The sequence below is a fragment of the Acinetobacter larvae genome, from assembly GCF_001704115.1.
GTDB lineage: Bacteria > Pseudomonadota > Gammaproteobacteria > Pseudomonadales > Moraxellaceae > Acinetobacter > Acinetobacter larvae.
This window is the reverse complement of the sequence record NZ_CP016895.1, coordinates 1,407,336-1,432,471: the sequence shown is the minus strand read 5'-3', so window position 1 is coordinate 1,432,471 and position 25,136 is coordinate 1,407,336. Positions and strand designations below refer to the sequence as shown.

Sequence of the window (25,136 nt, the reverse complement as noted above, 5' to 3'; positions counted from 1 at the left end):
GGGTGATAAGTCATGGCTTAAATAGGCTTGATATTAAGCACCCAATAGACTTTGACCACAAACCCGTACCACATTGCCATTGAGTCCAGTTGATGCAGTCGATGTAAATAAGGCGATCGTTTCAGCCACATCAATCGGCAAACCACCTTGACTCATGGAATTCATACGGCGCCCTGCTTCACGGATCGCAAATGGAATCGCTGCGGTCATTTGCGTTTCAATAAAACCAGGTGCAACCGCATTGATGGTAATGCCTTTTTGTAAAATCGGCGCCGTAAATTTAACCAAACCAATCACACCAGCTTTTGAGGTTGCATAGTTGGTTTGTCCTAAATTACCCGCAATACCAGAAATAGAAGACACGCAAACAATACGACCGTTGCTGTTTAAGACTTCATGTGCCAGTAAATAGTCATTGATACGCTCAATAGAAGACAAGTTAATATTGATCACCGATGCCCATAATTCTGGCTTCATATTTGCCAATGTTTTATCGCGGGTGATACCCGCATTGTGCACAATAATGTCTAAGCCTTGTTGTGCCGCAACTGCCGCTTGAATTTTTTCACCCGCGTCTGCAGCGGTAATATCCAATGCCAGAACTGAACCCTCAATTTCAGCTGCAACACGTTCTAAATCCGCTTGTTGTTGTGGCACATCTAAACAAATCACATGTGCACCATCACGGGCTAACACATGCGCAATTGCCTCACCAATCCCACGACTTGCACCCGTTACCACGGCCGTTTTACCCGCAAGTGGTTTGCTCCAATCTACTTCAACTGTTTCAGCAGCTTGTACCCGCAGGACTTGCCCCGAAACATAGGCAGAACGCGGTGACAATAGAAAACGTAAACTTGATTCGATATTGGCTTCAGCGCCTTGATCAACGTACAGTAACTGCGCAGTAATGCCCTTTTTAAACTCTTTAGCAATCGACTTTACAAACCCCTCCAAAGCACGTTGTGCAATTGCTTTGGCCACTGTACCAGCAGTTTCAGGTTGTACCCCCACCACAATAACGCGACCAGAACGTTGAATTTGACGCGCAATCGGGTGAAAAAAGTCATATAAAGCAACCAATTGATCGCTGTTTTCGATACCAGATGCATCAAAAATAACCGCTTTAAATTTGGCTTCTTTATCGCCAGCATTGAAGGCTGACAAGTTCAGACCAATTTTTGCCGCCTGTTGCTGTAATGCTGCATCAGCGCCAGCATAACTATTGGCATGGATATTATTTAAAGTTTGGCTAATCGCGGCAGATACAGCACCAACTTTGGCAGCACCGAGTAATACAGCCCCTTGCAATACTGGGGTTGCAGAAACATAACGGTCAAGTACCACAGGAGATGGTAAACCCAAGTTTTTGATTACAAATTTACCGATGCCAGAGTTGGCAAATACTTGATATTGGTCACTCATGGAAATAATCTCTTTTTCTGCAATATAAATAATAGAATATGGACAATTCAGCGCTTGGTCACACAGTTCAACTAGAATACTTAGGCACTTAGCGGTTATTGTCTGAACATCTTGTCATGTGTGGTGCGGCGCATCAGGCAATATCACCAGCGCTTTTATAGCAAAAATGTTGTAGCAGCGTGCCTCAGCCTACATCGCTTCAATCCACACAAGATAAGAACATGGTGCACATTCGCAGTCTAACAAATGTTTGATCTAGAGATGTGTTCAACGATTGTAAGCTACCCCAAACAGCAGCCCGCGCATCCAGCATGCTAGCGGCGTTCATTTCATCAAAAGATCATACTGGAGTTCCGCTTTTGATGACTTGACCTGATTGTGCTGTTAAAGGGCATTTTAGTCAATTCTAGTGACATGCTATTATGCTACTGTAGTGATTAAAAATGACTTTATTATGCTTGGAAAAGCCTTATGAGCAAATCAACTCAAGATAATCCGACAGTTGAAGATGCAAGCGACCAATCTTTGTCAAATAAATCAAATGTTGCACCAACTGCATCCAAACGTCGCCGCAGTCCAAACGCAAAAACCACCAGTAGTACCACAAGTACGACACCGCGCACAGGTAACCGTACTTCAGGTTCTCGCAATGCGACTGCCGCGACCACTAAAACACCAAGAACCAGATCAACTGCTCGAGCTTCAGCAAAATCTGCACAGGAAAATACTATGAGCCATCAAGCTATACGCCGTGTTGCGATCATTGGCGGAAACCGTACACCTTTTGCCCGTTCTAACGGGGCTTACTTCAAAGCCAGCAATAGTGACATGCTCACTGCTGCATTAAATGGCTTAATTGAACGCTACCAATTACAAGGTCAACGTTTAGGTGAAGTGGTTGCCGGTGCAGTACTCAAACATAGCCGTGATTTTAATATGACACGTGAATGTGTACTCAGCACAAAATTAGCACCCGAAACACCTGCTTATGATCTACAACAAGCCTGTGCAACAGGTTTACAAGCCGCCTTTACCGTGGCAAATAAAATTGCATTAGGCCAAATCGAAGTCGGTATTGCCGGCGGGGTAGATACAACATCTGATGCACCCATCGCCTTTGGTGATGGCTTACGTAAAGCATTATTAGAACTCAATATTGCCAAAACCGCCAAAGACCGTCTCAAAGCATTATCTAAAATTAACTTTAAAAAACTATTAGATGCACCTCGCAATGGTGAGCCACGTACCAGTTTATCGATGGGAGACCATCAAGCATTAACCGCATTAGAATGGGGTATTTCTCGCGAAGCTCAAGACCAATTAGCGGTATCTTCACACCACAAAATGGCAAAGGCTTATGAAGAAGGGTTCTTTGATGATCTCATCACCCCATTTATGGGCTTAGAACGCGATAACAACTTACGCCCAGATTCATCGATTGAAAAATTGGCTAAGCTTAAACCTGTTTTTGGTAAGGGTGACAGCGCCACCATGACTGCTGCAAACTCGACCCCATTAACCGATGGTGCTTCAGTGGTGCTCTTAGCCTCGGAACAATGGGCAAAAGACAATGGTCATGAAATTCTAGCCTATCTCAGCTTCTCTGAAACCTCGGCAATCGACTTTGTTGGGAAAAAAGAAGGGCTGTTAATGGCACCAACCTATGCCGTACCTCGCATGCTAGAACGCGCTAAATTAAAATTGCAAGATTTTGATTATTATGAAATTCATGAAGCTTTTGCCTCACAAGTTTTGGCAACATTAAAAGCATGGGAAGATCCAGTATTCTGTAAGGAACGCCTAGGTCTAGATGCCCCCTTGGGCAGTATCGATCTCAACAAATTGAACGTTAAAGGTTCATCATTGGCTGCGGGTCATCCATTTGCTGCAACTGGCGGACGTCTATTGGCCACAGCAGCAAAATTACTCAATGAAAAAGGCTCTGGTCGTGTGTTGATTTCTATTTGTGCAGCTGGTGGTCAAGGTGTGACCGCCATCGTTGAGAAATAAAATCCAACTCACACCATAAAACGCTAAAAAGGGGTGAATCACAATGCTGATTCACCCCTTTTTTAAACACGTCGTTATAGACACTTTGCTGAAGGCTGAGTGACTTAGCTGTGAAATTTTTAAGCTTGCTGTTGCTGCATGGCTGGGAAATAACGCTCTTCGATCAGGTCATAACACCACTGGAAAATAAAGGTATAGACCAAAATACAGGTGGTCATACTGAGGTCCAATAAAATCGCCTGCAACATCGTCATCTCCATGGCATAGGCAACCATTGGAATAGTGACAAGCATTAAACCGCCTTCAAAGCCGATTGCATGGCAAACCCTTAGCATTACGGTACGTTTCAGTTTTCTTTTATGCTCAAATTTCTCAAAAAAGTGATTAAAGATCATATTCCAGATCACAGAGGTTAACGCCATTGCGATACCTAAGCCACCGGTTACATCTAAAGGAACTCTAAAAATAAAACTTAATGCGATAGCAATGATGACCAATAGAATTATTTCGTAGCTTAGGGCATGAATAATTCTTCTCTTGGAAATCAACATTTTTAACATCTCTTTGCTTATGATGGTGTTTATTTTAATGATATAGACTGATAAATCTAGTTAGATCCTTTCAACTTTATTGATAGGTCCGCACCGGTCATTTAAAATACCCTCTAACATTGCCTGAATACTCAACACCTTATGAATATCAACCAAGAACAATTAATCATTTTTAAAACGGTGATGGAAACAGGCTCCTTTTCTGCTGCGGCACGAAAATTAGGGAAAGTTCCATCGGCGATTAGCATGTCAATTGCCAATTTAGAAATCGATTTACATCTCACGCTATTTGAACGACAAGGGCGCGAGCCGCGCCCTACACCGCAAGCACGCACGCTCTATCACAAGACCGAACAACTGCTTATTGAAATGAAACAATGGCGTCAACATGCCAATGCGCTCAGTGCTGGCTTAGAATCAGAGTTAAATATTGTGGTGGTTTCTGAGTTATCACATAGTAACTGGACCGATTTTCTACCGGTATTGGCAGAGCAATTCCCTGAATTACAAGTCAATACTTTCTTTGCGCCACAAGAAGATGCCTTGAAGCTCCTGATGAATGAATCCGTGCAATTGGCTTTTATGTTTGAACGTGAGCAATTAGCCAGTAGTGAACAATTCGTTGAGGTCAATAAAGAAACTCTAATTGCGGTTGCGGCGAAGAACTCCGCTTTAGCCCAATATGATCAGGTCAGTTATGAGCAAATCCTACAAAGCCGACAAATCGTGGTTGCCAGCCGTGACCGACAACTTAAACCTGAATTATTATTTTCCAAACAAAATTGGCGTACCGACAATCACTATACTGCAGGTGCAATGATTTTAAGAGGTCTAGGCTGGGGCGTGCTGCCCTTAGATATGTTTAAAGAGAATCCAGTCTTGCAAAAACAGCTCAAAGTTTTGAAGTTTTCAGACTTCACCCCGAACTTTGAATATTATGTCGATCTGGTATGGAGCCGTGAAAGCCAACTCGGTGCCGCAGCACGTTTTCTCATTGATTATGCTCGCCAACGGCGTCAAGCCATTGAATAATTGCCATATCACAGCATATATATTTGATCTTATATTTGATCTTGATACACGCGATATTCATTTTTCTGCTGGCTTGTCAAAAACTATGTGATATAAAGAAATAAGCGTTTTTTTATTTTTTGCAATACCAACGATGATGATACGATGACACATTCTACATTAGATCAAATAAAAGCATTCACCACCATTGTTGCCGATACCGGTGATTTACAAGCTATTGAACAATTTCGCCCTTTGGATGCAACAACCAACCCTTCTTTGATTACTGCGGCCGCCAATCAAGCAGAAAATCGTTATTTAATTGAAGATGCCTATACACAAGCCAGCCAAGAAGGCTTACAGGGAGATGCCTTAATTGACCGTGCAATTGATATTTTGACGGTCAAATTAGGCGTAGAAATTTTAAAACGTATTAATGGTCGCGTGTCTACAGAAGTCGATGCTGCCCTCTCTTATGACACCGCGGCGACAATCAATAAAGCCAAACAATTGCTGGCACTATACCAAGATTATGGCGTTGAAAAGGAACGTATTTTAATTAAAATCGCGGCAACATGGCAAGGTATTCAAGCAGCCAAACAGCTTCAGGCCGAAGGCATACATTGCAATCTCACCCTATTGTTTAGTCTGCATCAAGCACATGCTTGTGCAGATGCCAAAGTCACTTTAATTTCTCCTTTTGTTGGTCGTATTTTAGATTGGTACAAAAAAGCTGAGCAAGTGACGCAGTATCCGATTGCGCAAGACCCGGGGGTCAACTCGGTGAAAGCAATTTTTAAATTCTATAAACAGCATCAAATCCGCACTGAAATTATGGGGGCAAGCTTCCGTAGCATTGACCAAGTGATCGCTCTAGCAGGTTGTGATCTGCTGACTGTTGCGCCAAATCTATTACAACAACTTGCACAAGAGCAACGCCCTGTACAAGACCAACTGAGCTTAGATACCGCGTTTGATAGTGCTCCCCCTCCGGCGGCACTCAATGAAGCAGACTTCAAACAGCAGCTACAGCATGACTTAATGGCCAGCCAATTACTACAAAGTGGGATCGATGGTTTTATCAAAGCCCGCGAACAACTTCACATCCTATTGGCACAATCCTTTGGTATTGATGCCAGCATCAAGGTCTAGCGGCATCAGAAAGTCTAGGCATTAAGTCTCAAATGTATATTCAGCATGGCATGTCTGCTAAGTTACGCTATAAGGCATGCCATGCTCTCCTGCAACAGCACATTCTGCGCATGGGTTTGCTATTCACATGAGCTCTTTATTTACATGGGTTTTCTATTTACATAGCACATAGATTGTTGATTAAATAGTTGCAGCCCGCTCATCGAATCCATAAAATACTGATGTTTATATTCGATTAACTTCTATAGGCTATCTTGCTGTGTTTGGTATTAGCGATTTGCTCAGTTTTATCATTGGCACAATTTTTATTGTGATTCTGCCGGGACCAAACTCACTTTATGTCATGTCAATTGCCTCAAAGCATGGCGTTAAAACAGGCTATCGTGGCGCTATGGGGGTATTTTGTGGTGATTCCATCTTAATGCTCTGTACCGTACTAGGTGCTGCATCTTTGCTGATGGCATTTCCATGGTTATTTACCGCAGTTAAAATTGTCGGTGCTGGTTACTTAACTTATATTGGTATACGTTTACTGATTGCAGCCTATCAAAATTTGCGACAACGACAGACACAACCAACAACAACACACTCCAACACCCCAGTCGTGCAGCGCAATCTACATCCATTTCGCTCAGCACTCACCATTAGTTTACTCAATCCCAAAGCAATTTTATTTTTCCTATCGTTTTTTATTCAGTTTGTCGATCCACAATATCCACATCCAGCCCTTAGTTTTGCAATTTTAGCCATTATCCTCCAATGCATTAGCATGACCTATTTGAGTCTATTAATTTTTACAGGCATTAAACTACAGCATTATTTTAGTCGCCATCGCAAACTCAGTGGCAGTATGGTGGCCTGTGTCGGTCTAATGTTTTGTGGTTTTAGTTATAAACTTGCAACTGCCAGTTTAATTTAGCGATATGCCAAGCAAACTTTATAGCGTTATTTGGGAGTTAAAATTAAAATAACATTAAAAATAAATGTTTAAATATTTCGATCTATCTTAAAAACCGCTAGTATAGTGCGGGTTTATTATCGCCCGAATGATTTCGTTGTCTCATGAGCAAATTAATACGTGACTTTAGCGTAACTGCTGCCTTTGCTGGTTTCTTAACTTTTCTGATTGGAATTAGTGTTTCTTCAGTGCTGGTCATCCAAGCAGCACGAGGTTTAGGTGCAGACGTTGCTGAAATTAGTTCTTGGTTCTGGGCATTAGGTATTGGTATCGGTAGCGCCGGTTTATTATTGTCTTGGCGTTTTAAATATCCCGTTGCAACGTCTTGGTCTACAGCTGGGCTTGCCTTAATTATTGCTGTTGCTGAAGGTTATCAATTGGCAGAAGCCATTGCCGCATTTTTAATCTGTGGGGCTTTAACCGCTGTTTTAGGTTTTCTTGGGGTTTTTCAACGTCTGCTGACGTCTATTCCACAAGCACTCACCAGCGCCATGCTGGCAGGGGTATTACTGAAATTTGGTATTGGCTTATTCGCCGATCTACAAAACCACTGGTCTTTTATTTTAAGTCTATTGGCAATCTATATCGTCGCAAAACGTTTTAGCCCACGCTATAGCTTGGTCATTACAGTGATTGCCGGTGTCATGCTCAGTTGCTTCATGCTGAACTTTAGTTTAAGCGCTTTAGATTGGCATCCGACAACACCCGTTTGGGTTCAGCCTGAATTTACTTGGGCAGCTTTACTTGGTTTAGCATTGCCATTATTTGTGATTAATATGGCATCACAGTATTTACCCGGCATTGCCATGATTCAAAATTATGGCTATAAACCACATGTTAATGGTTTAATTGGTTGGACCGGACTGATTCAAACATTGTTAGCACCCTTTGGTGCATTTTCAGTCAATATTGCAGCCATCAGTGCCGCAATCAGTTTAGATGAGCAAGTTCACCCAGAAAGCAGCAAACGTTATATTGCCGGTATGGTCTGTGGCTTGTGCTACATCATTATGGGTCTATTTGCTGCAACATTAACACAATTACTGCTCGCTTTCCCGAGTCTCTTCATCGCAACTTTGGCAGGTATTGCCTTATTGGCAACTATTAGTCACAACATTGTACTCGCCTTTCAAGATGTACAACATCGCGATGCAGCACTCATGACATTCCTATTTAGCGCCTCTGGCGTTCAATTCTTTGGTATAGGATCAGCTTTCTGGGGTTTATTATTTGGTCTAAGTGTTTATTGGATTTTTAAATTAAAATTCAAATAATATTTGACCAATCGATTACAAGATTTTTACCATGCCCTAAAGCAAATATGACAGCAAAGACAATCTCAGCTTGCATTTGGGATATACAACGAGTTATTTTGCGACACACCCCGACCTTGAATGCTTTGGATTATAAGCAGATTACTACTCCTTCATGCTAAGCATCGTGCTGCTTTAACTTTATTGCAGCATGCTGTTAAAAAATTATTTACACAACAGCTCTGAATTCCAATAAAATCCTTGCTTTCCCTTAACTCCCTCTTTTGTTGTATGACTAAATTAAGCACAAGAGATGTTATTGCCTTAAGTTTTATGACTTTTGCACTATTTATTGGTGCAGGCAATATTATCTTTCCACCTATTGTTGCGCAGCAAGCTGGTGAGCATGTTTGGTTGGCTGCAGCAGGATTTTTGATTACTGCTGTCGGTCTACCCGTTATCACCATTGTTGCTCTTTCTCGTACTGACGGTTCAATTACAATTTTGAGTTCACCTTTGGGTAAAACTGCAAGTTTATTGTTGACCATTATTTGTTATTTATCGGTTGGTCCTTTATTTGCCATTCCCAGAACAGCTTCTGTGTCATATGAAATTGGCTTCATGAACTATCTATCAAATTATGAACATCCAATTTTGATTTATAGTATTTGCTATTTCATTGTGGTCACCATTGTTGCGTTATATCCCAATAAACTGCTCGATAGTATCGGCAATATATTGGCACCATTAAAAATATTAGCTCTCGCCATTTTAGGCATTGCAGCATTTTTGATTCCAGCCCGTTTTATTCCAGATGCTGTTGGTGAATATGTCCATAGTCCGGTTTCGGAAGGCTTTATTAATGGCTATTTAACCATGGATACTTTGGCCGCTCTGGTCTTTGGTATTGTTATTATTAATGCCATTCGTTCACGTGGTGTGAGCGATAAAAAATTAATCATTAAATATGCCATTATTGCCGGTATTGCTTCTGGTGTTGGTCTCACCTTAGTTTATCTCAGCTTATTTAAACTGGGCATGGGTAGTCATGATGTTGCAGCCAATGCAAGTAATGGTGCGATTATTTTACATGCCTATGTCGAACATGCCTTCGGTGATCGCGGTGCATTATTTTTATCCATTATGATTTTCTTGGCCTGTATTGTGACTGCAATTGGTTTAACCTGTGCTTGCGCAGAATACTTCGCCAGTATTACCAAAATATCTTATCGTTCATGGGTTTTTATCTTTGTCATCTTTTCTTTTATTATTTCAAATCTAGGTTTGACCAAGCTGATTGCAGTTTCAGGTCCCATTTTAACTGCGCTTTATCCGCCAGCTATTGTGATGATTTTATTAAGCTTCTTAAATAAGTATTTTGCTAACCCATCCTCCATTATTGCACCAGTTACTGCTGTTGCATTTTTATTTGGTATTATTGAGGGCATTAAAAGTTCTCCATTTTCCGAAGCTTTACCGCACAATTTGTTGCAACTCATTCCATTAGAACAACAAAATTTGGGTTGGCTCGTTCCGGCACTCGCTGTTGGTATCATCATGTTTATGATAGATCGAGCACGTGCCTCTAAGCGTGTAGCTTAAACCCAATGCGTTGAACAGAATAACAATGGCATAGCAGTAAAAGATCACCCTCTCTACTGCCAATGCAGATGCAAATACTGATGCAGCTTTACCCAGATGTATTGGTATCAGAACATCAATAACTGTCATATTTTACCCAAATTGACAATTATTGATGTCCGTTGCAATCAACAAATGTAAGCTCCCCAAATACCACTCAAACCACAAGCTCAAACTACAAATAATGGTTTTAATGTGATAAATATCACTTTTAAATTAAATACCATCTTATATCCGACAAAAATTCAGCACAAAATATTATTACAAAATATGTATTTTAGATCATTTAATAGCCTATTGAGCAAATATTTCAGTTTTTGTCATATTAATTTAACAATATCCATGTTTAAGGCTTGCATTTCCAAATAAATCTCGCTACAACTACTAATTCAATTCTGACTAGAACAATATGTTTTGTCGTGTATGACAGGAGGAGTCGAGATGTCTAACTTACATTTCAACAAACAAGGCTTTGTGGATTCTTTAAAAACCAATAAAAATTTGGTGACCTATCTCAGCACAACCATCGGATTAATGTTGACATTACTGATGCACAGCCTCATTCAAGGTGACATCAAACTTGAATATTTTGCTTATGCCGTGGTGGTATCCTTTGCTTTCTATGTTTGGGCAGTGGTCGACAATCGCTATCGCAAAGAACCCTGCAAAATTTCGGATTAAATGATGGATGACTTTGTCATCCATCATCAAACAAGCCCTTATACAGCCCGCCAATCCAGCCCTTTTATCTCACAACTTTCCCGACACATTCATAATAAGCCCCTTAATTTATTCGCCCTTCAATTATTCGACTCTAAACGCATGCGCCCCTTATCAGCTTGAGTCTACGTCATCTTGTTATTTTCTTATTGTTAAGTGACCTTTAAGTCAAATAATTTGAACTATGTCATCACTAGCTTGTGTACAGTAGGCAACATTACTGTATTTCTGCTTTTGATCGTTATGGAAAATTATCAATCACTCAATATCAGTTGTGCCGATGGCTATAGCCTGAGTGCGCGCTTTTATCGACGCCAAGTTGGGCATAGGCTACACCCCATCTTGATTTGCCCTGCCACAGGCATCACACAAAATTTTTATCAAAAGTTTGCCCAATGGCTAACTCAGCAAGGTTTTGATGTACTCAGTTTTGACTTTCGTGGGATTGGTCAATCTTTGCATGGTCCACTCAAAAAAAGCAGCGCAAGTATTATTGATTGGGGGCAATTGGATATTCCGGCTGCTATCGATTGCCTCTGCCGACTCACCAATCAGCAACAGGTCTATTTACTCGGTCATAGTGCTGGAGGTCAGTTGCTGGGAGTCGCTGCAAACCATGCCAAAGTTGCTCAAGTGATTGCTGTTGCTGGTTCTACGGGTTATGTCAAAGCTTTAAAAGGTCGAACCAAAACACTGGCGCCGCTCATGTTCCAAGTCATTTTTCCCTTGTCTAATCTTTTGAAAGGCTATGGTGCAACCAAGATTTTAAATATGGGAGAAAACCTTCCCAAAAATGTTGCCAAACAATGGGCAGCTTTTTGCAGTAAACCTGGTTATATCGACAACGCCTGTAAGCGTAAGCAAGCCAATGATTTTCACGCACAAATTCACTGCCCGATTACGGTATATGCGGCAATAGATGATGAAATTGCCACCGCAGAAAATGTAAAGCAATTTCTGGCACTCTACCCCAATGCTAAAACCGACTATTGCCCTCTCCGACCGGTTGATTTTGCACAACAAAAAATCGGACACATGTTGATGTTCAAAAGTCATTATCAAGCGATATGGCCCAAATTAATAGAAAAACTGCTTTAACCTTTTGGCTATATTTTCATGCGATTTCAATGCGGCGAACTGCTCAAGGCAATACTCATTTTTTGGTGCAGTTCGTTGACTAACAAAACATATCTAGTTGATATTAAAAATAAACTTTTCTATTTATAAACAATTTTAGAACACCAATATATCTCGCACTTTATATCTTTCACCTCAAAAGGATTAACACTGGTACTTTTACATCTCTTTTTAACGTCGCTTGTCTAGGCAAAATCTGTCTTTAATAACGAGTTTAATACATTTAAATCCACTAAAATCAGACTATGCTTTTTAATGATTTAAAGCATTATTTTTATAATAAATATATTAATTTACTAAAATTATGACCTTTGAGACAGTAATTTTTTGCCACTTGGCCAAGACATTTTACAGTTTCTTTTCACTACAATCTTTTCTGGTTTTGCGCAGAAATTCTGTAATACATACCAAATGAAAAATTTACTTTCTACACGCCATGATGGATTGTATGAGAAGCAATGATAATGACACAAAGTAATCGTTTAAATTTTATAAGACCTTCCAAGAACCTTGAACAGACACGCTTTGAAGGTACTTACTTAAATCGCGATCTAAAACTAGATCATCACCAAATCAAGATCACTGCACACCAAGCACAGCAGCAATTCGATTTAATTTATCAAATTGTGTTGATGCATTTATCGCCGATTGCACAATACCAAGCTAATCAAATACTGCATCCTTTACGCCAACAAGAGGTTGATAATTTTGCCCAAAGTATAGTTGCATTTTATCAAGATAAAGATAGCTATAGCTTGTCTTTACTACATGGTTCAAACTAATTTTTAACAGCAAAAATTGGTGAATTTTCCCCTGTTTTTTATTCTAAAATCTATGCATATTGATTTTATAAGAAAAATGACAATAGTATTTAAAGTCGGTTTATAACGAATTAAAATTGAAAGGTTCTAGCAAAAATGACTAAAAAATTTATTAAATTTTTACCCACACCTGAAAACTTTAATAGTGAAAATTTTCCTTTTTATTGGATTACTCAGGTTCACTCTCAATATGTCTTAAATGTGGATCATGCACTTAAAAAATATGGCGTCGATCATTCACGTCGCCGCGTACTGACCGCATTGGCTGCACGCCCGCATGCCAGTGTTTCTGAACTATCCGAGATGATTGTCTCAAAAATGTCGACCACCACAAAAATCGTGTATCGACTTAAAGATGAAGGCTATGTAGAAACCTATGCTTGTGAAAATGATGCGCGCATTACACGTGTACATTTGACCGATTCAGGTGTCGCGATGGCGCATAAAATTAATGATTTTATGGCGGTGGTCTTGGAACAATCTTTTGAAGGTCTCACCCCGCTACAAATTGAAAAAACCATGGATTCACTCAAAGTGATTATGCGAAATTTATCACGTTAATAAGCAAAGGCTTTTTATACAGACTGTTTTTTTAACACGATTTAAACGTGATTTATATTTTATTATCTTACTGATTTTTAGAAAAAATTCAGTGATTTCTAAAGATCCACCACAACTTGAACCACGACTATGTATGCAAGCCCAGCCACACACTGTATAACCATTCAGGCTATACAGTGTGTATATGTTTAGACTCGACTGAGACCGTCAATATGCTGTAATTGACGCAAAATTGAATTGTTTCTAGTTAAGCTTAAGCCGATTTACGTGCTTGAGCATTTTTTCGAATCGTAATCATGATCAATTGCACCGCAGCAGGTGTTACACCAGGAATCCGACTGGCTTGTGCTAATGTTTCAGGTAATACCGCTTTTAACTTTTGCGTAATCTCGCGTGATAAACCTGAGACCACATCATAATCAAAATCATGTGGAATTTTAGATTCTTCTAAACGTTTTAGCTGGGCAACATCTTCATGCTGACGATGAATATAACCTTCATATTTCACCGCAATTTCAATTTGTTCGCCTACATGTGAGCTCACTGGAGAGTCCGTTAAAGCAGCGATGGTCGCAAAGTTGATATTAGGCCGTTTGAGTAGATCGATTGCACTGCACTCTTTACTTAAATCCGCACCAGTCATGTCTACAAACTTTTTACCCAGCACATTGCTTGGCGCCGCCCATAAATGTTGTAAACGCGCTTTTTCGGCCTCAATGGCTTCCATCTTCTGACTATACGCTGCCCAACGAACATCATCGACCAAACCTAACTCACGACCTATAGGCGTTAAACGTTGATCGGCATTATCTTCTCTAAGCATGAGGCGGTATTCGGCACGAGAGGTAAACATTCGATACGGTTCTTTGGTGCCCAAAGTAATTAAATCATCAACTAAAACACCCAAATACGCTTCATCGCGTTTAGGTGTCCATGCTTCTTGATCCCAAGCACGGCGTGCTGCGTTCAAGCCAGCCAAGACACCTTGTGCCCCAGCCTCTTCATACCCCGTTGTACCATTGATTTGCCCAGCAAAATACAGATTTTGAATGGCTTTGGTTTCCAGAGTATATTTCAAGGCTTGTGGATTAAAATAATCATATTCGATGGCATAACCTGGACGTAAAATATGTGCATTTTCCATACCCCGAATCGAACGAACCAAATCGAACTGCACATCAAAAGGCAATGATGTCGAGATACCATTTGGATATAACTCGTGAGTATCTAAACCCTCTGGTTCTAAAAAGACTTGATGTGAGTCTTTGTCTGAAAAACGATGAATTTTATCTTCAATCGATGGACAATAACGTGGTCCAACCCCTTCAATAACACCGGTGTACATCGGTGAGCGATCCAAACCACCACGAATAATCTCATGGGTTTTTTCATTGGTATGGGTAATATAGCAATTGACTTGCTCTGGATGCATCTCAGCATTGCCCATAAAAGACATGACCGGTGATGGAAAATCACCAGGCTGCGGAATCATCACTGAGAAATCCACACTACGTGCGTCGATACGTGGTGGTGTTCCTGTTTTTAACCGCCCAACAGGCAATTGCAACTCACGCAAACGGTCGGCCAAAGCGATAGACGGTGGATCACCGGCACGACCACCGCGTGATTGTTCCAAACCGACATGAATAATACCACCGAGGAAAGTTCCTGTTGTCAACACCACTGTTTTGGCATCAAAACGGATTCCCATTTGTGTGATCACGCCCTTAACTACATCTCCTTCAACAATCAAATCATCGGCAGCTTGTTGGAAAATATCGAGATGTGCTTGATTTTCTAAAATATGACGTACCGCTGCTTTATAGCGCACTCGGTCAGCTTGTGCACGGGTTGCACGTACTGCTGCACCTTTACGCGAGTTTAGAATACGAAATTGAATGCCACCTAAATCTGCGGCTAAGGCCATCGCCCCACCCAGCGCATCAATCTCACGAACGAGATGTGATTTACCAATACCACCAATCGCTGGATTACAGCTCATCTGCCCCAAAGTCTCTATGTTATGAGTTAGGAGCAAAGTCTCTCGGCCCATACGTGCCGCAGCCAATGCTGCTTCTGTACCTGCGTGACCGCCGCCAATAACAACGACATCGTAAACTTTAGGATAATGCATAGTAATCAAGGAAGGTGTAAAAGAAGTGAGTGCAAATTATAGCAAAAGTTTGAATTGAAGTAGATAACAAACGTTGAATTTCACAACAAACACATGGCATCTCATAGATTGCCATGTTCAGTAACTTGAATTGCAATCATTTATTGCCAATTTATCGCCCAGTAATCCTTTAATCCGCTACAATAACTCTTTTGCAATGAATTTAGGTTTATCCCGTGAATTGGCTACAAATACACATAACAGTTGACCAAGCCCAAGTTGAGCTCACAGAAACACTATTGAGCTCTTTGGGGGCAGTGAGTGTGACTTTAGATGATGCAGAAAACCAAGATCTGCTCGAACCCCTCCCGGGAGAAACACCATTGTGGAATAAAGTCATTGTAACGGGGATATATGCCCAACAAGATGACGAACAACTTGATGTCGCTGCTTTAGAAAGTTTTATTAAATTACAACTACCCGATGCACCACTGCGCAGCGAATTTCTTGCCGATCAAGTCTGGGAACGGACTTGGATGGACTATTATGAGCCGATTCAAGTCAGTGACAAATTATGGATTGTCCCAGAATGGCTGGAAGCGCCTGATGCCGAAGCTGTGAATATCATTTTAGATCCAGGACTCGCTTTTGGGACAGGTAACCACGCCAGCACCTTTTTATGCTTACAATGGTTAGCCCAAACCGATTTAAAAGATAAAATCGTCATCGATTTTGGTTGTGGTTCTGGTATTTTAGCAGTTGCGGCATTATTACTGGGCGCGCAAAAAGTATATGCCACTGATATTGATCCACAAGCCGTTCTAGCAACCCAACAAAATGCTGCGCTCAATGGCGTTGAACAAAATTTAGTGGTTGAACTACCTGAACAATTCCAAGCGCAACTGCAAGGCGCACAGGCCGATATTTTAGTCGCCAATATTTTGGCTGGTCCCTTGATGTCCTTGGCACCTGAGTTTGCCACATTGCTAAAAGCAGGCGGTGAATTTGCCTTAGCGGGAATTATTGAAGAGCAACTTGAAGATGTGACTGCAGTGTACAGCCAAGACTTTATTGTTCGTGATATCGCCAAGCGTGAAGAAACATGGTGCCGTGTTTCGGGTCAACGCAAAACGGCGTAAGAGGGCTGCTATGCCAGATAAACAAACCCAATGCCCTGCTTGTCACCGTATTTACCGTGTCAGTATTGCACAACTTGCCGTAGCGCAGGGCGAGGTTTGTTGTCCCAAGTGCCAACAGCAATTTAATGCCTTACAGTCGCTTATTGAATTACAAAGCCATGAACCAGCCGATATAGTCCAAGATAATCTGATCATGGCACAGCACAGTAAGTACTTTTTGCCAGCATCAAGTTTAGAGCAACAACAGATTCTTAACAGTTTTTATCACAAGTCCAAGGATGCCAACTTATCACTTAAAAATTATTTGAATACCACCAACCACTACAATGCCGCACCCGCCTCTTATTTTTTAAATTTACATCTGGCAACATCAAGCCCCAAATTTACACCATATCGCCATCGCAGATCTGGCATCTTCTATTTATTTTGGGCATTGGTACATCTGAGCCTCGTCAGTATTTTGCTGTTCCAACTGCTGTGGTTTAATCCCCGTTTATTAGAAAAGTCTGTCGTACTCAATCAACTATTTGTCTTAACCTGCGCCAAGTTCCAATGTGATTTAAGCGATAAGCGCTACCAACAGATTTCGATTATTGATTTTAAAGCTGATCATGACGATGCACAGTTAAATTTTAAAGGTTTACTTTTAAATCAATATGATAAAAGCCTAAAATTACCCTTATTGCAGCTGACTATTCGTGACAATCAAGCTGAAGAATCGATGATTATTCGCCCAAATGTGTATCTCAATGACCATACTACCGACATGGATCGCATACCCAGCAACCAGCCCTATCAATTTCAATTTAAAATTCAGCACCCCTATCGTGAAACACAACGTTACACCTTAAAAATCTTACCGCCTTAAGCAGAAATAAAAAAAATTTAAAAAAAATGTAGTTTTCTTGCTCATTTTTTTTCTGACAGTGCTATCATACGCGCCACAAACGCTTAGCCATTATAACTTTTCGCTTTTCATACAACATTATAATTCTAATCTTGTGCTTTATATTTGATATCGCGCAATTAGATTTTTTTTTGTGTAAAAGCGTGCTGTAACAATTATTAATTTATTGTTACGCTTATTTTTCGCTCAACAGTGAAGAGTTATGGCAAGCTAATTGTTATTGTTTTAGAGTGTCTTCTCTTTGTAGATTAGAGCTCATTTTTATACCACATTAGTATACTACTTATAGTAAGTAGTTTTGTTTTTGGATTAATTCGCATGAATAGCAAATCTCCTATTTTTACTGCACAATCAGATGTTGCTCTACGCATCCACGTAGATCGCGCAGTTCGCCATTATTTTGCACAATTGCAAGGTGAGCAGCCATCTCAAGTTTATGACATGGTGCTAGCAGAAATGGAGAAACCTCTATTATCGGTTGTGCTTGAATATACACGTGGTAACCAAACACGTGCTGCTGAGATCCTCGGTCTTAACCGCGGAACCTTACGCAAAAAACTGAAAGCTCACGGCTTAATGAGTGAATAAGTAATCTAGAAATGCTCGCGGTCTCTGTGGGCATTTTTTTTATCCCCTTCTCGCCTATCTATTTAAACTGTAGATTTGATAATCATGACTATTCAATGTGCTTTAATCTCTGTCTCTGATAAAACAGGGATCGTCGAATTTGCCCAACAACTTGCTCAGCTTGGTATTAAAATCCTTTCTACTGGCGGCACCTATCAATTGCTCAAAGCCAATGATATTGCCGTCGTTGAAGTATCTGAACATACCGGCTTCCCAGAAATGATGGACGGTCGCGTTAAAACCCTACACCCTAAAATCCACGGTGGTATTTTAGCGCGTCGCGGTTTAGACGAAGCGGTGATGCAAGAACATCAAATTGATGCGATTGACTTAGTGGTCGTCAACCTCTATCCATTTGCAGCCACAGTGGCTAAACCAAACTGTAGCTTAAGCGATGCGATTGAGAACATCGATATTGGTGGTCCAACCATGGTGCGTGCTGCAGCAAAAAACCATGCATCTGTCGGTATTGTCGTTAATGCCTCGGACTATGCTCATGTGATTGCTGAGTTACAAGAACAGGGCCAGCTCAGCGCTGCGACACGTTTTGACCTTGCTGTCAAAGCCTTTGAACATACAGCGCAGTATGACGGCATGATCGCATCTTATCTTGGTGCACGTTTACAGCAAGATGGCGAGATCGCGCAATTCCCACGAACCTTCAATACCCAACTCATCAAAGCGCAAGACTTGCGCTATGGAGAAAACCCACATCAAAGTGCTGCTTTCTATGTAGAAGAGACAGCCCGTGAAGCGTCTGTTGCCACAGCACAACAGCTTCAAGGCAAAGAATTGTCTTATAACAATATTGCCGATACCGATGCCGCATTAGAATGTGTGAAATCCTTTGCCAAACCGGCATGCGTTATTGTCAAACACGCCAACCCATGTGGCGTTGCCGTCTCTTTGGATGGCATTCAAACTGCATATGATCTTGCTTATGCAACAGATCCTGAATCTGCATTTGGTGGCATCATTGCGTTTAACCGTGAATTAGATGTTGCTACAGCAGAAGCCATTGTTGCACGTCAATTTGTAGAAGTGATCATTGCCCCAAGTATTGCAGACGGCGTCTTGGCGGTAACAGCTGCCAAGAAAAACGTTCGTGTTTTAGTCTGTGGTGACTTACCTGCAATAGATCAACGTCAAAGCCAATACGATTATAAACGTGTTAACGGCGGTCTCTTGGTTCAAGATCAAGACCTCGGTATGATCAGCAAAGACGATCTACGGGTAGTGACCAAACGTGCGCCAACTGAACAAGAATTAGATGACCTGATCTTTGCTTGGAAAGTTGCAAAATACGTTAAATCCAATGCCATTGTCTATGCGAAAAACCGTCAAACCATTGGTGTAGGCGCAGGACAAATGAGTCGTGTCAACTCTGCACGTATTGCTGCCATCAAAGCAGAACATGCTGGACTTGTGGTGGAAGGTGCAGTGATGGCTTCAGATGCATTCTTCCCTTTCCGTGATGGTATCGACAATGCCGCAGCAGCTGGCATTAAATGCATTATCCAACCGGGTGGTTCAATGCGTGATGAAGAAACCATTGCTGCAGCAGATGAACATGGTATTGCCATGGTCTTTACTGGCATGCGTCATTTCCGCCATTAATTCATCGTTAATTTATTATAAAAGCATTACAATTCATCGATCTGAGTTATAACTAGATCCTTAAACGATTTAAAACTTGATCTTTGACTTTCGCGTTGACCAATGATGCCTTGCATGATTGGTCAATGTTCGATTCAGATTCACGGAGTATGAAGCGGTGAATATTTTAGTTTTAGGCAATGGTGGTCGTGAACATGCTTTGGCATGGAAAATTGCACAAGATCCCAAAGTAAAACAAGTTTTTGTTGCACCAGGCAATGCGGGTAGCGCAACTGAAGCCAAATGCCAAAATATAGCGTTAAATATTTTAGACAATGCAGCGATTATTCAATTTGCGCAACAGCAACAGATCGATTTAATCGTGGTGGGACCAGAAGCACCCTTAGTCAATGGGGTAGTCGATGCCTGCCAAGCGGCAGGTCTTAAAATCTGGGGGCCTAGCCAATTCGCAGCACAACTCGAAGGTTCTAAAGCCTTTGCTAAACACTTTTTAAAACGCCATCATATTCCGACCGCATTTTATGACGTCTTCACTGAAGTCGAAGCAGCCAAAGCCTATGTCCAACACCATGGTGCGCCGATAGTCATCAAAGCAGACGGGCTTGCCGCGGGTAAAGGTGTAATTGTGGCGATGACTGAGCAAGAAGCCTTTGCTGCCATCGAAGACATGTTATCTTCCAACAAATTTGGTGATGCTGGCTCTCGGGTAGTGATTGAGGAATTCCTCGATGGTGAAGAAGCCTCTTTCATCTGTATGGTCGATGGTAGCCACGTCCTCCCGATGGCAACCTCTCAGGACCATAAACGGATCTTTGAAGCCGACCAAGGTCCTAATACAGGCGGTATGGGCGCATATTCTCCGGCACCAGTTGTAACCGATGAAGTCTATCAACGTGTTATGCACGATATTATTTATCCAACAGTACAAGGTATGGCCGCAGATGGTCATGTCTATACTGGCTTCCTCTATGCGGGTCTCATGATTGATGCATTGGGTAACCCGAAAGTTATCGAATTTAACTGTCGTTTTGGTGATCCAGAAACACAACCCATTATGATGCGTTTACAGTCTTCTCTCGTAGATTTAATAGCAGCCGGTATCGCAGGTCAATTGCCTGAAAATGCGCAATGGGATAGCCGTAAAACGGTGGGCATCGTTTTGGCTTCCCGTGGTTATCCAGAAAGCTCCAGCAAAGATGATGTGATTTCAGGTCTTGAGCCTGTCGCAGAAGATTGTAAAATCTTCCATGCTGGTACTGCCAACAATGATGCTGGTGATATTGTTACTGCCGGTGGTCGTGTACTCTGCGTGACTGCACTTGGCGACAGTATTGCCGACGCACAAAGCAAAGCATTGCAACTATGTCAACAAGTAAAATTTGATGGCATGCAATATCGTAAAGATATTGGCTACCGTGCCATTGCGCGTGAACAGCAAGACCATTAATCTGTGGCTTGAGCCATCAGCCTATACTAAAGCACCGTCAGGGTGCTTTAGTATAGAACCTGTATAACAACAAAATAAGCATCCCCTCTTGAACCACCGATGCAGCCAACACGCTATATCTTTAAAGTTCATATCAATCTAATCTTTTAATAATTTATTTGCATAGCAAAATAAATATACTTAGTTTTTACTTGATAAATAACTATATTTGAGGATCTATGCACACCACTGACTATGCTTTGCCTGTGATTGATTTAAATGATCTGCACACAAGTACAGATCATGGTGCTTTTTATCAGGGGCTAGGTCGTATCACACGAGATTCAGGTTTTTTTTACTTAAAAGGTCATGGCTTAGATGCAAAGATTATCCAAGATATACAACAACAAAGCCTAAAATTCTTTCAACTGCCTTTGCACGAAAAAAATAAAATCGCCATGCTGCATTCAGCACATTTTAGAGGCTATACCCGTGTTGCCTCAGAACGTACAGCGCAACGACCTGATTATCGTGAACAAATCGATATCGGCGCAGAATTACCTGCACTCACAGTCGATGCCCAGCAAGCCGCCTATTATCGCTTACAAGGTCCCAATCAATGGCCGGACTTAGTCGGTTTTAAAGAAGCGGTAGAAGCTTTTCAACAACAAGCACACCCTCTCAGTATTGCATTATTACGTCATTTTCTAATCGCCTTGCAACAAGATCCCCATGCATTAGATACACTGATCGACCCAGAGCGTCCTAGCCACTTGCTCAAGCTGATCCATTATCCTGCTGCACAAGATGCAAGCCAATCACAAGGTGTGGGTGCTCATAAAGATAGTGGTATCATTACCCTATTGCTGCAAGATCAAGTTGGTGGCTTACAAGTCAAGACGGCACAAGGCTGGAAAGATATTCCCTATCTGGAAGATGCTTGTATTGTCATTATTGGTGAAGCTTTAGAACTTGCCAGCAATGGCTATCTACATGGTAATATTCACCGTGTACAGGCGCCTCAAAATGGTCAAGATCGCTATTCAACGGCTTTCTTTTTAACACCAAATATTTTTGCTGGTGACATTCCCATCTTGCCACTGCCAGCAGAACTTGCAGCTTTGGCACAAGGGCCGGATTATGATCCAGATAATCCACTGTATCAGCAAATTGGTTTAAATACCCTAAAGGGTCGCTTACGATCACATTTAGATGTGACCGAAAAACATTATCCCCAAGAATACCTAAAGTTAACCCAGCAAACACCACGTTTGGTTGCCGAGACTGATTCTTGATCCTTTCAATTTATTGAGAATGTCTAAAATGAATAAAATTTTCAGTCTTTTGCTCAGTTTTAGCGTAGTCCTATTGGCTGCGTGTAGCAAAGCACCAGAAGACAAAGCTGCCCATAGCGCAGCTGATACTGCAGAAACGAAAAAAATCGTTATTGCTTCAAGCGGTTCAGATACTGATGTGTGGAAATTTATTGCCACATTACCTGAAACCAAAGCAGCAGGTCTAGACCTCGAAGTAAAAAATTTCAATGACTATGTGGCGATGAATAATGCAACTGCCAACAAAGAAGTTGATCTCAATGCCTTCCAGTCTTATAACTATATGCAAGCCTACAATGCCGAAAGTAAAGATAAGGTTGCCGCAGTTTCAACAACCTATATCGAGCCTATGGGCATTTACTCAGACAAATTTAAAGATGTTGCGAGTATTCCAGCCAAAGCGACCATTGCGATTCCAAATGATGCTGCCAATGAAGCGCGTGCCTTAAGTTTGTTACAAACAGCTGGTTTGATTAAGCTTAAAGCTGATTTCAACCCCATCCAAGGCACAACCCGTGATGTTATCGAAAATCCAAAACAATTACAGTTAAAAACCATTCCTATGGCAACAGCTGTACGGGTAAAAGGTGATGTCGATGCGATTGTATTAGGCAACACCTTGGCAATGGAAGGTGGTTTGAATGCATTGAAAGATTCAATCTTTAGAGAATCGATTGATCAATCAACCAAACTTTATGTAAACTTACTGGTTACTGCAGCTGGGCGTGAAAACGACCCGCAATTGATTAAAGTGGGGACACTCTATCACTTACCAGCAGTCAAAAAATATGTTGACGAGCACTTCGGTGGTACCAAGTTAGATGTTAATAAACCGATCGAATATCTAAACGCCGCAGAGTAATCGATTTATCATTCCGAAAAACAGGCAGTAAAACGCCTGTTTTTTATATTCTAAAAAAGTTTGGCAGATATGATCCAGTTTAAGAATATTTCAAAATACTATGAGCAGAATGGTCAACGTACGCCTGCGTTACAACAGATCAATTTGCAAATTCCTGAGGGCAGTATCTACGGTCTCATTGGGTATAGTGGTGCAGGCAAAAGCACATTAGTACGGTTAATTAATTTACTTGAGCGACCCACTTCTGGACAGGTCATCATCAACCAAAAAGACTACACTGCTTTGGATGCCAAAGCATTACGTCTAGAACGCGCCAATATTGGCATGGTTTTTCAGCACTTTAACTTATTGGAAAGTAAAACCGTTGCGGACAATATTGTCATGCCGCTCAAGTTGCTAGGTTATAGCAAAGATGAATGTGCGAAGCGCTTAGAAGAATTGCTCGATTTTATCGATCTAAAACATAAGAAAAATGCGTATCCTGACGAACTTTCTGGTGGACAAAAGCAACGTGTCGGTATTGCACGTGCTTTAGCCAATCACCCGAAAATCTTGCTTTGTGATGAAGCGACTTCGGCACTGGACCCGCAGACCACACGTTCAGTCTTGGCTTTATTGAAAAAAATCAACCGTGAACAGAACATTACCATTGTGATTGTCACCCATGAAATGGATGTGATTGAATCGATTTGCGACTATGTCGCAGTGATGGAATCTGGGCAAATTATCGAGTCGGGGAGTACCATCGATATCTTCCGTGATCCACAACACCCGACCACACAAAATTTTATTCAGACGGTATTACAACAGCATTTACCGGTCAATATTTTAAAAACCCTAGAGAACCAAAATCAAAATAGCATTTATTGCTTACAGTTCTTTGGGCAGTCTGCACAAGAAACGGTAGTACAAAAAGCAATTCAGCAATTTGATCTGCAACTCAATATTTTATTTGCCAATATGACTGAAATTAATGGCAATGTGATCGGTCAAATGTTTATTCAACTCTTAGGTGAAGCCGACGTTATTCGAGACTGTACCGCCTTTTTTGAACAACAAGGTGTACGTATTAAGCAATCTGGAGTAGAAGGCGCATGAGAGACTTTATCGTAACGCAACTGACTAAACTTACTGCACCTTTTTGGCATAGCTCATTGAGTATTGATCAGTTTGTGACTGCCATGCAAGAAACCTTATATATGGTGTTCTTTGCCATGCTGTTTGGCACGATCTGGGGCTTTATACAGGCTATTATTTTAAATGTGACACGCCCTAAAGGTATCTTGCCCAATCGCGTGATTTATCATGCTCTAAGCCCAATCGTCAATGCTTTGCGTTCGCTACCTTTTATTATCTTATTGATTGCCGTCATTCCATTAACCAAAGTGCTGGTTGGAAGTTCCATTGGAACATGGGCTGCGATCGTACCATTGACCATCTATATTGGTCCTTATATCGGTCGCTTAATTGAGATTTCTCTTTTAGAAGTCAACGACGGTATTATTGAATCAGCACAAGCAATGGGTGCTAGCCCGTGGCAAATTATTTTTAAATTTGTTATTCCTGAAGCACGTAGCTCACTGATTCTGAGCCTGACCACCGCCAGTATTAGCTTAATTGGTGCAACTGCGATGGCAGGTGCTGTTGGTGCAGGTGGTATAGGTGACTTAGCCATTTCTTATGGTTATCAACGTTTTGACAGTAGTGTAGTCACGCTCACTGTGATTATTTTATTGATCATGGTACAAGTCATTCAAAGTCTCGGTGAATGGCTAGCAAAATTGCGCTAAAACCACAATGACTAAGCGTTTGACGAGTCAGTAGCCAGTGCGGTTATGGCGCTTTGCGCTGCAATAGCTGCTGATTCACAT

Annotated in this window: 22 protein-coding genes; 19 read left to right on the top strand and 3 right to left on the bottom strand. The window is 41.3% G+C overall.

From position 1 onward, the window contains the following. Positions 1-33: 33 nt before the first annotated feature. Positions 34-1,425, bottom strand: coding sequence for a 3-oxoacyl-ACP reductase (locus BFG52_RS06320; RefSeq protein ID WP_067553699.1), 1,392 nt, complete (start codon positions 1,423-1,425; stop codon positions 34-36). Positions 1,426-1,896: 471 nt separating this feature from the next. Between BFG52_RS06320 and BFG52_RS06315 the strand changes: the two genes are divergently transcribed. Beyond that, on the top strand, positions 1,897-3,435 hold the full coding sequence (locus tag BFG52_RS06315) for an acetyl-CoA C-acetyltransferase (protein ID WP_067553698.1): 1,539 nt from the start codon (positions 1,897-1,899) through the stop codon (positions 3,433-3,435). A gap of 119 nt (positions 3,436-3,554) precedes the next feature. Here the strand turns inward: BFG52_RS06315 and aceI are convergent, their stop codons facing one another. Further along, positions 3,555-3,986: a chlorhexidine efflux PACE transporter AceI gene (gene aceI / locus BFG52_RS06310; protein ID WP_067559227.1), complete on the bottom strand. Its 432-nt coding sequence runs from the start codon at positions 3,984-3,986 to the stop codon at positions 3,555-3,557. 141 nt (positions 3,987-4,127) lie between these two features. Between aceI and aceR the strand changes: the two genes are divergently transcribed. The 9 genes from aceR to BFG52_RS06265 all read left to right on the top strand — a co-directional run bounded on the left by aceR (position 4,128) and on the right by BFG52_RS06265 (position 13,240). Continuing rightward, positions 4,128-5,018: an HTH-type transcriptional regulator AceR gene (gene aceR / locus BFG52_RS06305; protein ID WP_067553691.1), complete on the top strand. Its 891-nt coding sequence runs from the start codon at positions 4,128-4,130 to the stop codon at positions 5,016-5,018. Positions 5,019-5,162: 144 nt separating this feature from the next. Beyond that, positions 5,163-6,149, top strand: a complete 987-nt coding sequence (tal, locus tag BFG52_RS06300) for a transaldolase (protein ID WP_067553690.1) — start codon at positions 5,163-5,165, stop codon at positions 6,147-6,149. A gap of 259 nt (positions 6,150-6,408) precedes the next feature. Then, positions 6,409-7,068 (top strand): leucine efflux protein LeuE, encoded by a 660-nt coding sequence (leuE, locus tag BFG52_RS06295; protein WP_067553688.1) that lies wholly within the window; start codon positions 6,409-6,411, stop codon positions 7,066-7,068. Between the two features lie 143 nt (positions 7,069-7,211). Then, entirely contained in the window at positions 7,212-8,381 is a 1,170-nt protein-coding gene (locus BFG52_RS06290; RefSeq protein ID WP_067553686.1) for a benzoate/H(+) symporter BenE family transporter, read from the top strand. A gap of 270 nt (positions 8,382-8,651) precedes the next feature. Beyond that, entirely contained in the window at positions 8,652-9,962 is a 1,311-nt protein-coding gene (gene brnQ / locus BFG52_RS06285; protein ID WP_067553684.1) for a branched-chain amino acid transport system II carrier protein, read from the top strand. 480 nt (positions 9,963-10,442) lie between these two features. Beyond that, the gene (locus BFG52_RS06280; protein ID WP_067553682.1) at positions 10,443-10,682 is read left to right on the top strand and encodes a hypothetical protein; all 240 of its coding nucleotides are present in this window, start codon (positions 10,443-10,445) and stop codon (positions 10,680-10,682) included. Between the two features lie 282 nt (positions 10,683-10,964). After that, a complete protein-coding gene (locus BFG52_RS06275; protein WP_067553680.1) occupies positions 10,965-11,819 on the top strand; it encodes an alpha/beta hydrolase family protein in 855 nt (284 codons plus the stop codon). Positions 11,820-12,316: 497 nt separating this feature from the next. After that, positions 12,317-12,640: a hypothetical protein gene (locus BFG52_RS06270; protein WP_157758075.1), complete on the top strand. Its 324-nt coding sequence runs from the start codon at positions 12,317-12,319 to the stop codon at positions 12,638-12,640. A gap of 135 nt (positions 12,641-12,775) precedes the next feature. After that, positions 12,776-13,240, top strand: coding sequence for a MarR family winged helix-turn-helix transcriptional regulator (locus tag BFG52_RS06265; protein ID WP_067553678.1), 465 nt, complete (start codon positions 12,776-12,778; stop codon positions 13,238-13,240). A gap of 253 nt (positions 13,241-13,493) precedes the next feature. Here the strand turns inward: BFG52_RS06265 and mnmG are convergent, their stop codons facing one another. Further along, positions 13,494-15,374, bottom strand: coding sequence for a tRNA uridine-5-carboxymethylaminomethyl(34) synthesis enzyme MnmG (gene mnmG, locus BFG52_RS06260; RefSeq protein WP_067553677.1), 1,881 nt, complete (start codon positions 15,372-15,374; stop codon positions 13,494-13,496). A gap of 215 nt (positions 15,375-15,589) precedes the next feature. Between mnmG and prmA the strand changes: the two genes are divergently transcribed. The 9 genes from prmA to BFG52_RS06215 all read left to right on the top strand — a co-directional run bounded on the left by prmA (position 15,590) and on the right by BFG52_RS06215 (position 25,055). Further along, the gene (prmA, locus tag BFG52_RS06255; RefSeq protein ID WP_067553674.1) at positions 15,590-16,492 is read left to right on the top strand and encodes a 50S ribosomal protein L11 methyltransferase; all 903 of its coding nucleotides are present in this window, start codon (positions 15,590-15,592) and stop codon (positions 16,490-16,492) included. Positions 16,493-16,502: 10 nt separating this feature from the next. Then, positions 16,503-17,360: a DUF3426 domain-containing protein gene (locus BFG52_RS06250; protein WP_067553667.1), complete on the top strand. Its 858-nt coding sequence runs from the start codon at positions 16,503-16,505 to the stop codon at positions 17,358-17,360. A 357-nt stretch (positions 17,361-17,717) separates the two neighbouring features. Next, entirely contained in the window at positions 17,718-17,987 is a 270-nt protein-coding gene (gene fis, locus BFG52_RS06245; RefSeq protein ID WP_001086304.1) for a DNA-binding transcriptional regulator Fis, read from the top strand. An 84-nt stretch (positions 17,988-18,071) separates the two neighbouring features. Further along, positions 18,072-19,643, top strand: a complete 1,572-nt coding sequence (purH, locus tag BFG52_RS06240; RefSeq protein WP_067553665.1) for a bifunctional phosphoribosylaminoimidazolecarboxamide formyltransferase/IMP cyclohydrolase — start codon at positions 18,072-18,074, stop codon at positions 19,641-19,643. 157 nt (positions 19,644-19,800) lie between these two features. Further along, on the top strand, positions 19,801-21,090 hold the full coding sequence (gene purD, locus BFG52_RS06235; protein ID WP_067553663.1) for a phosphoribosylamine--glycine ligase: 1,290 nt from the start codon (positions 19,801-19,803) through the stop codon (positions 21,088-21,090). Between the two features lie 218 nt (positions 21,091-21,308). Beyond that, on the top strand, positions 21,309-22,364 hold the full coding sequence (locus BFG52_RS06230; protein WP_067553661.1) for an isopenicillin N synthase family dioxygenase: 1,056 nt from the start codon (positions 21,309-21,311) through the stop codon (positions 22,362-22,364). 28 nt (positions 22,365-22,392) lie between these two features. After that, positions 22,393-23,265, top strand: coding sequence for a MetQ/NlpA family ABC transporter substrate-binding protein (locus BFG52_RS06225; protein ID WP_067553660.1), 873 nt, complete (start codon positions 22,393-22,395; stop codon positions 23,263-23,265). A 69-nt stretch (positions 23,266-23,334) separates the two neighbouring features. Further along, positions 23,335-24,363 (top strand): methionine ABC transporter ATP-binding protein, encoded by a 1,029-nt coding sequence (locus tag BFG52_RS06220; protein WP_067553658.1) that lies wholly within the window; start codon positions 23,335-23,337, stop codon positions 24,361-24,363. Continuing rightward, positions 24,360-25,055, top strand: a complete 696-nt coding sequence (locus BFG52_RS06215) for a methionine ABC transporter permease (RefSeq protein WP_067553656.1) — start codon at positions 24,360-24,362, stop codon at positions 25,053-25,055. Before BFG52_RS06220 ends, BFG52_RS06215 begins: the two co-directional genes overlap by 4 nt. Positions 25,056-25,136: the final 81 nt, after the last annotated feature.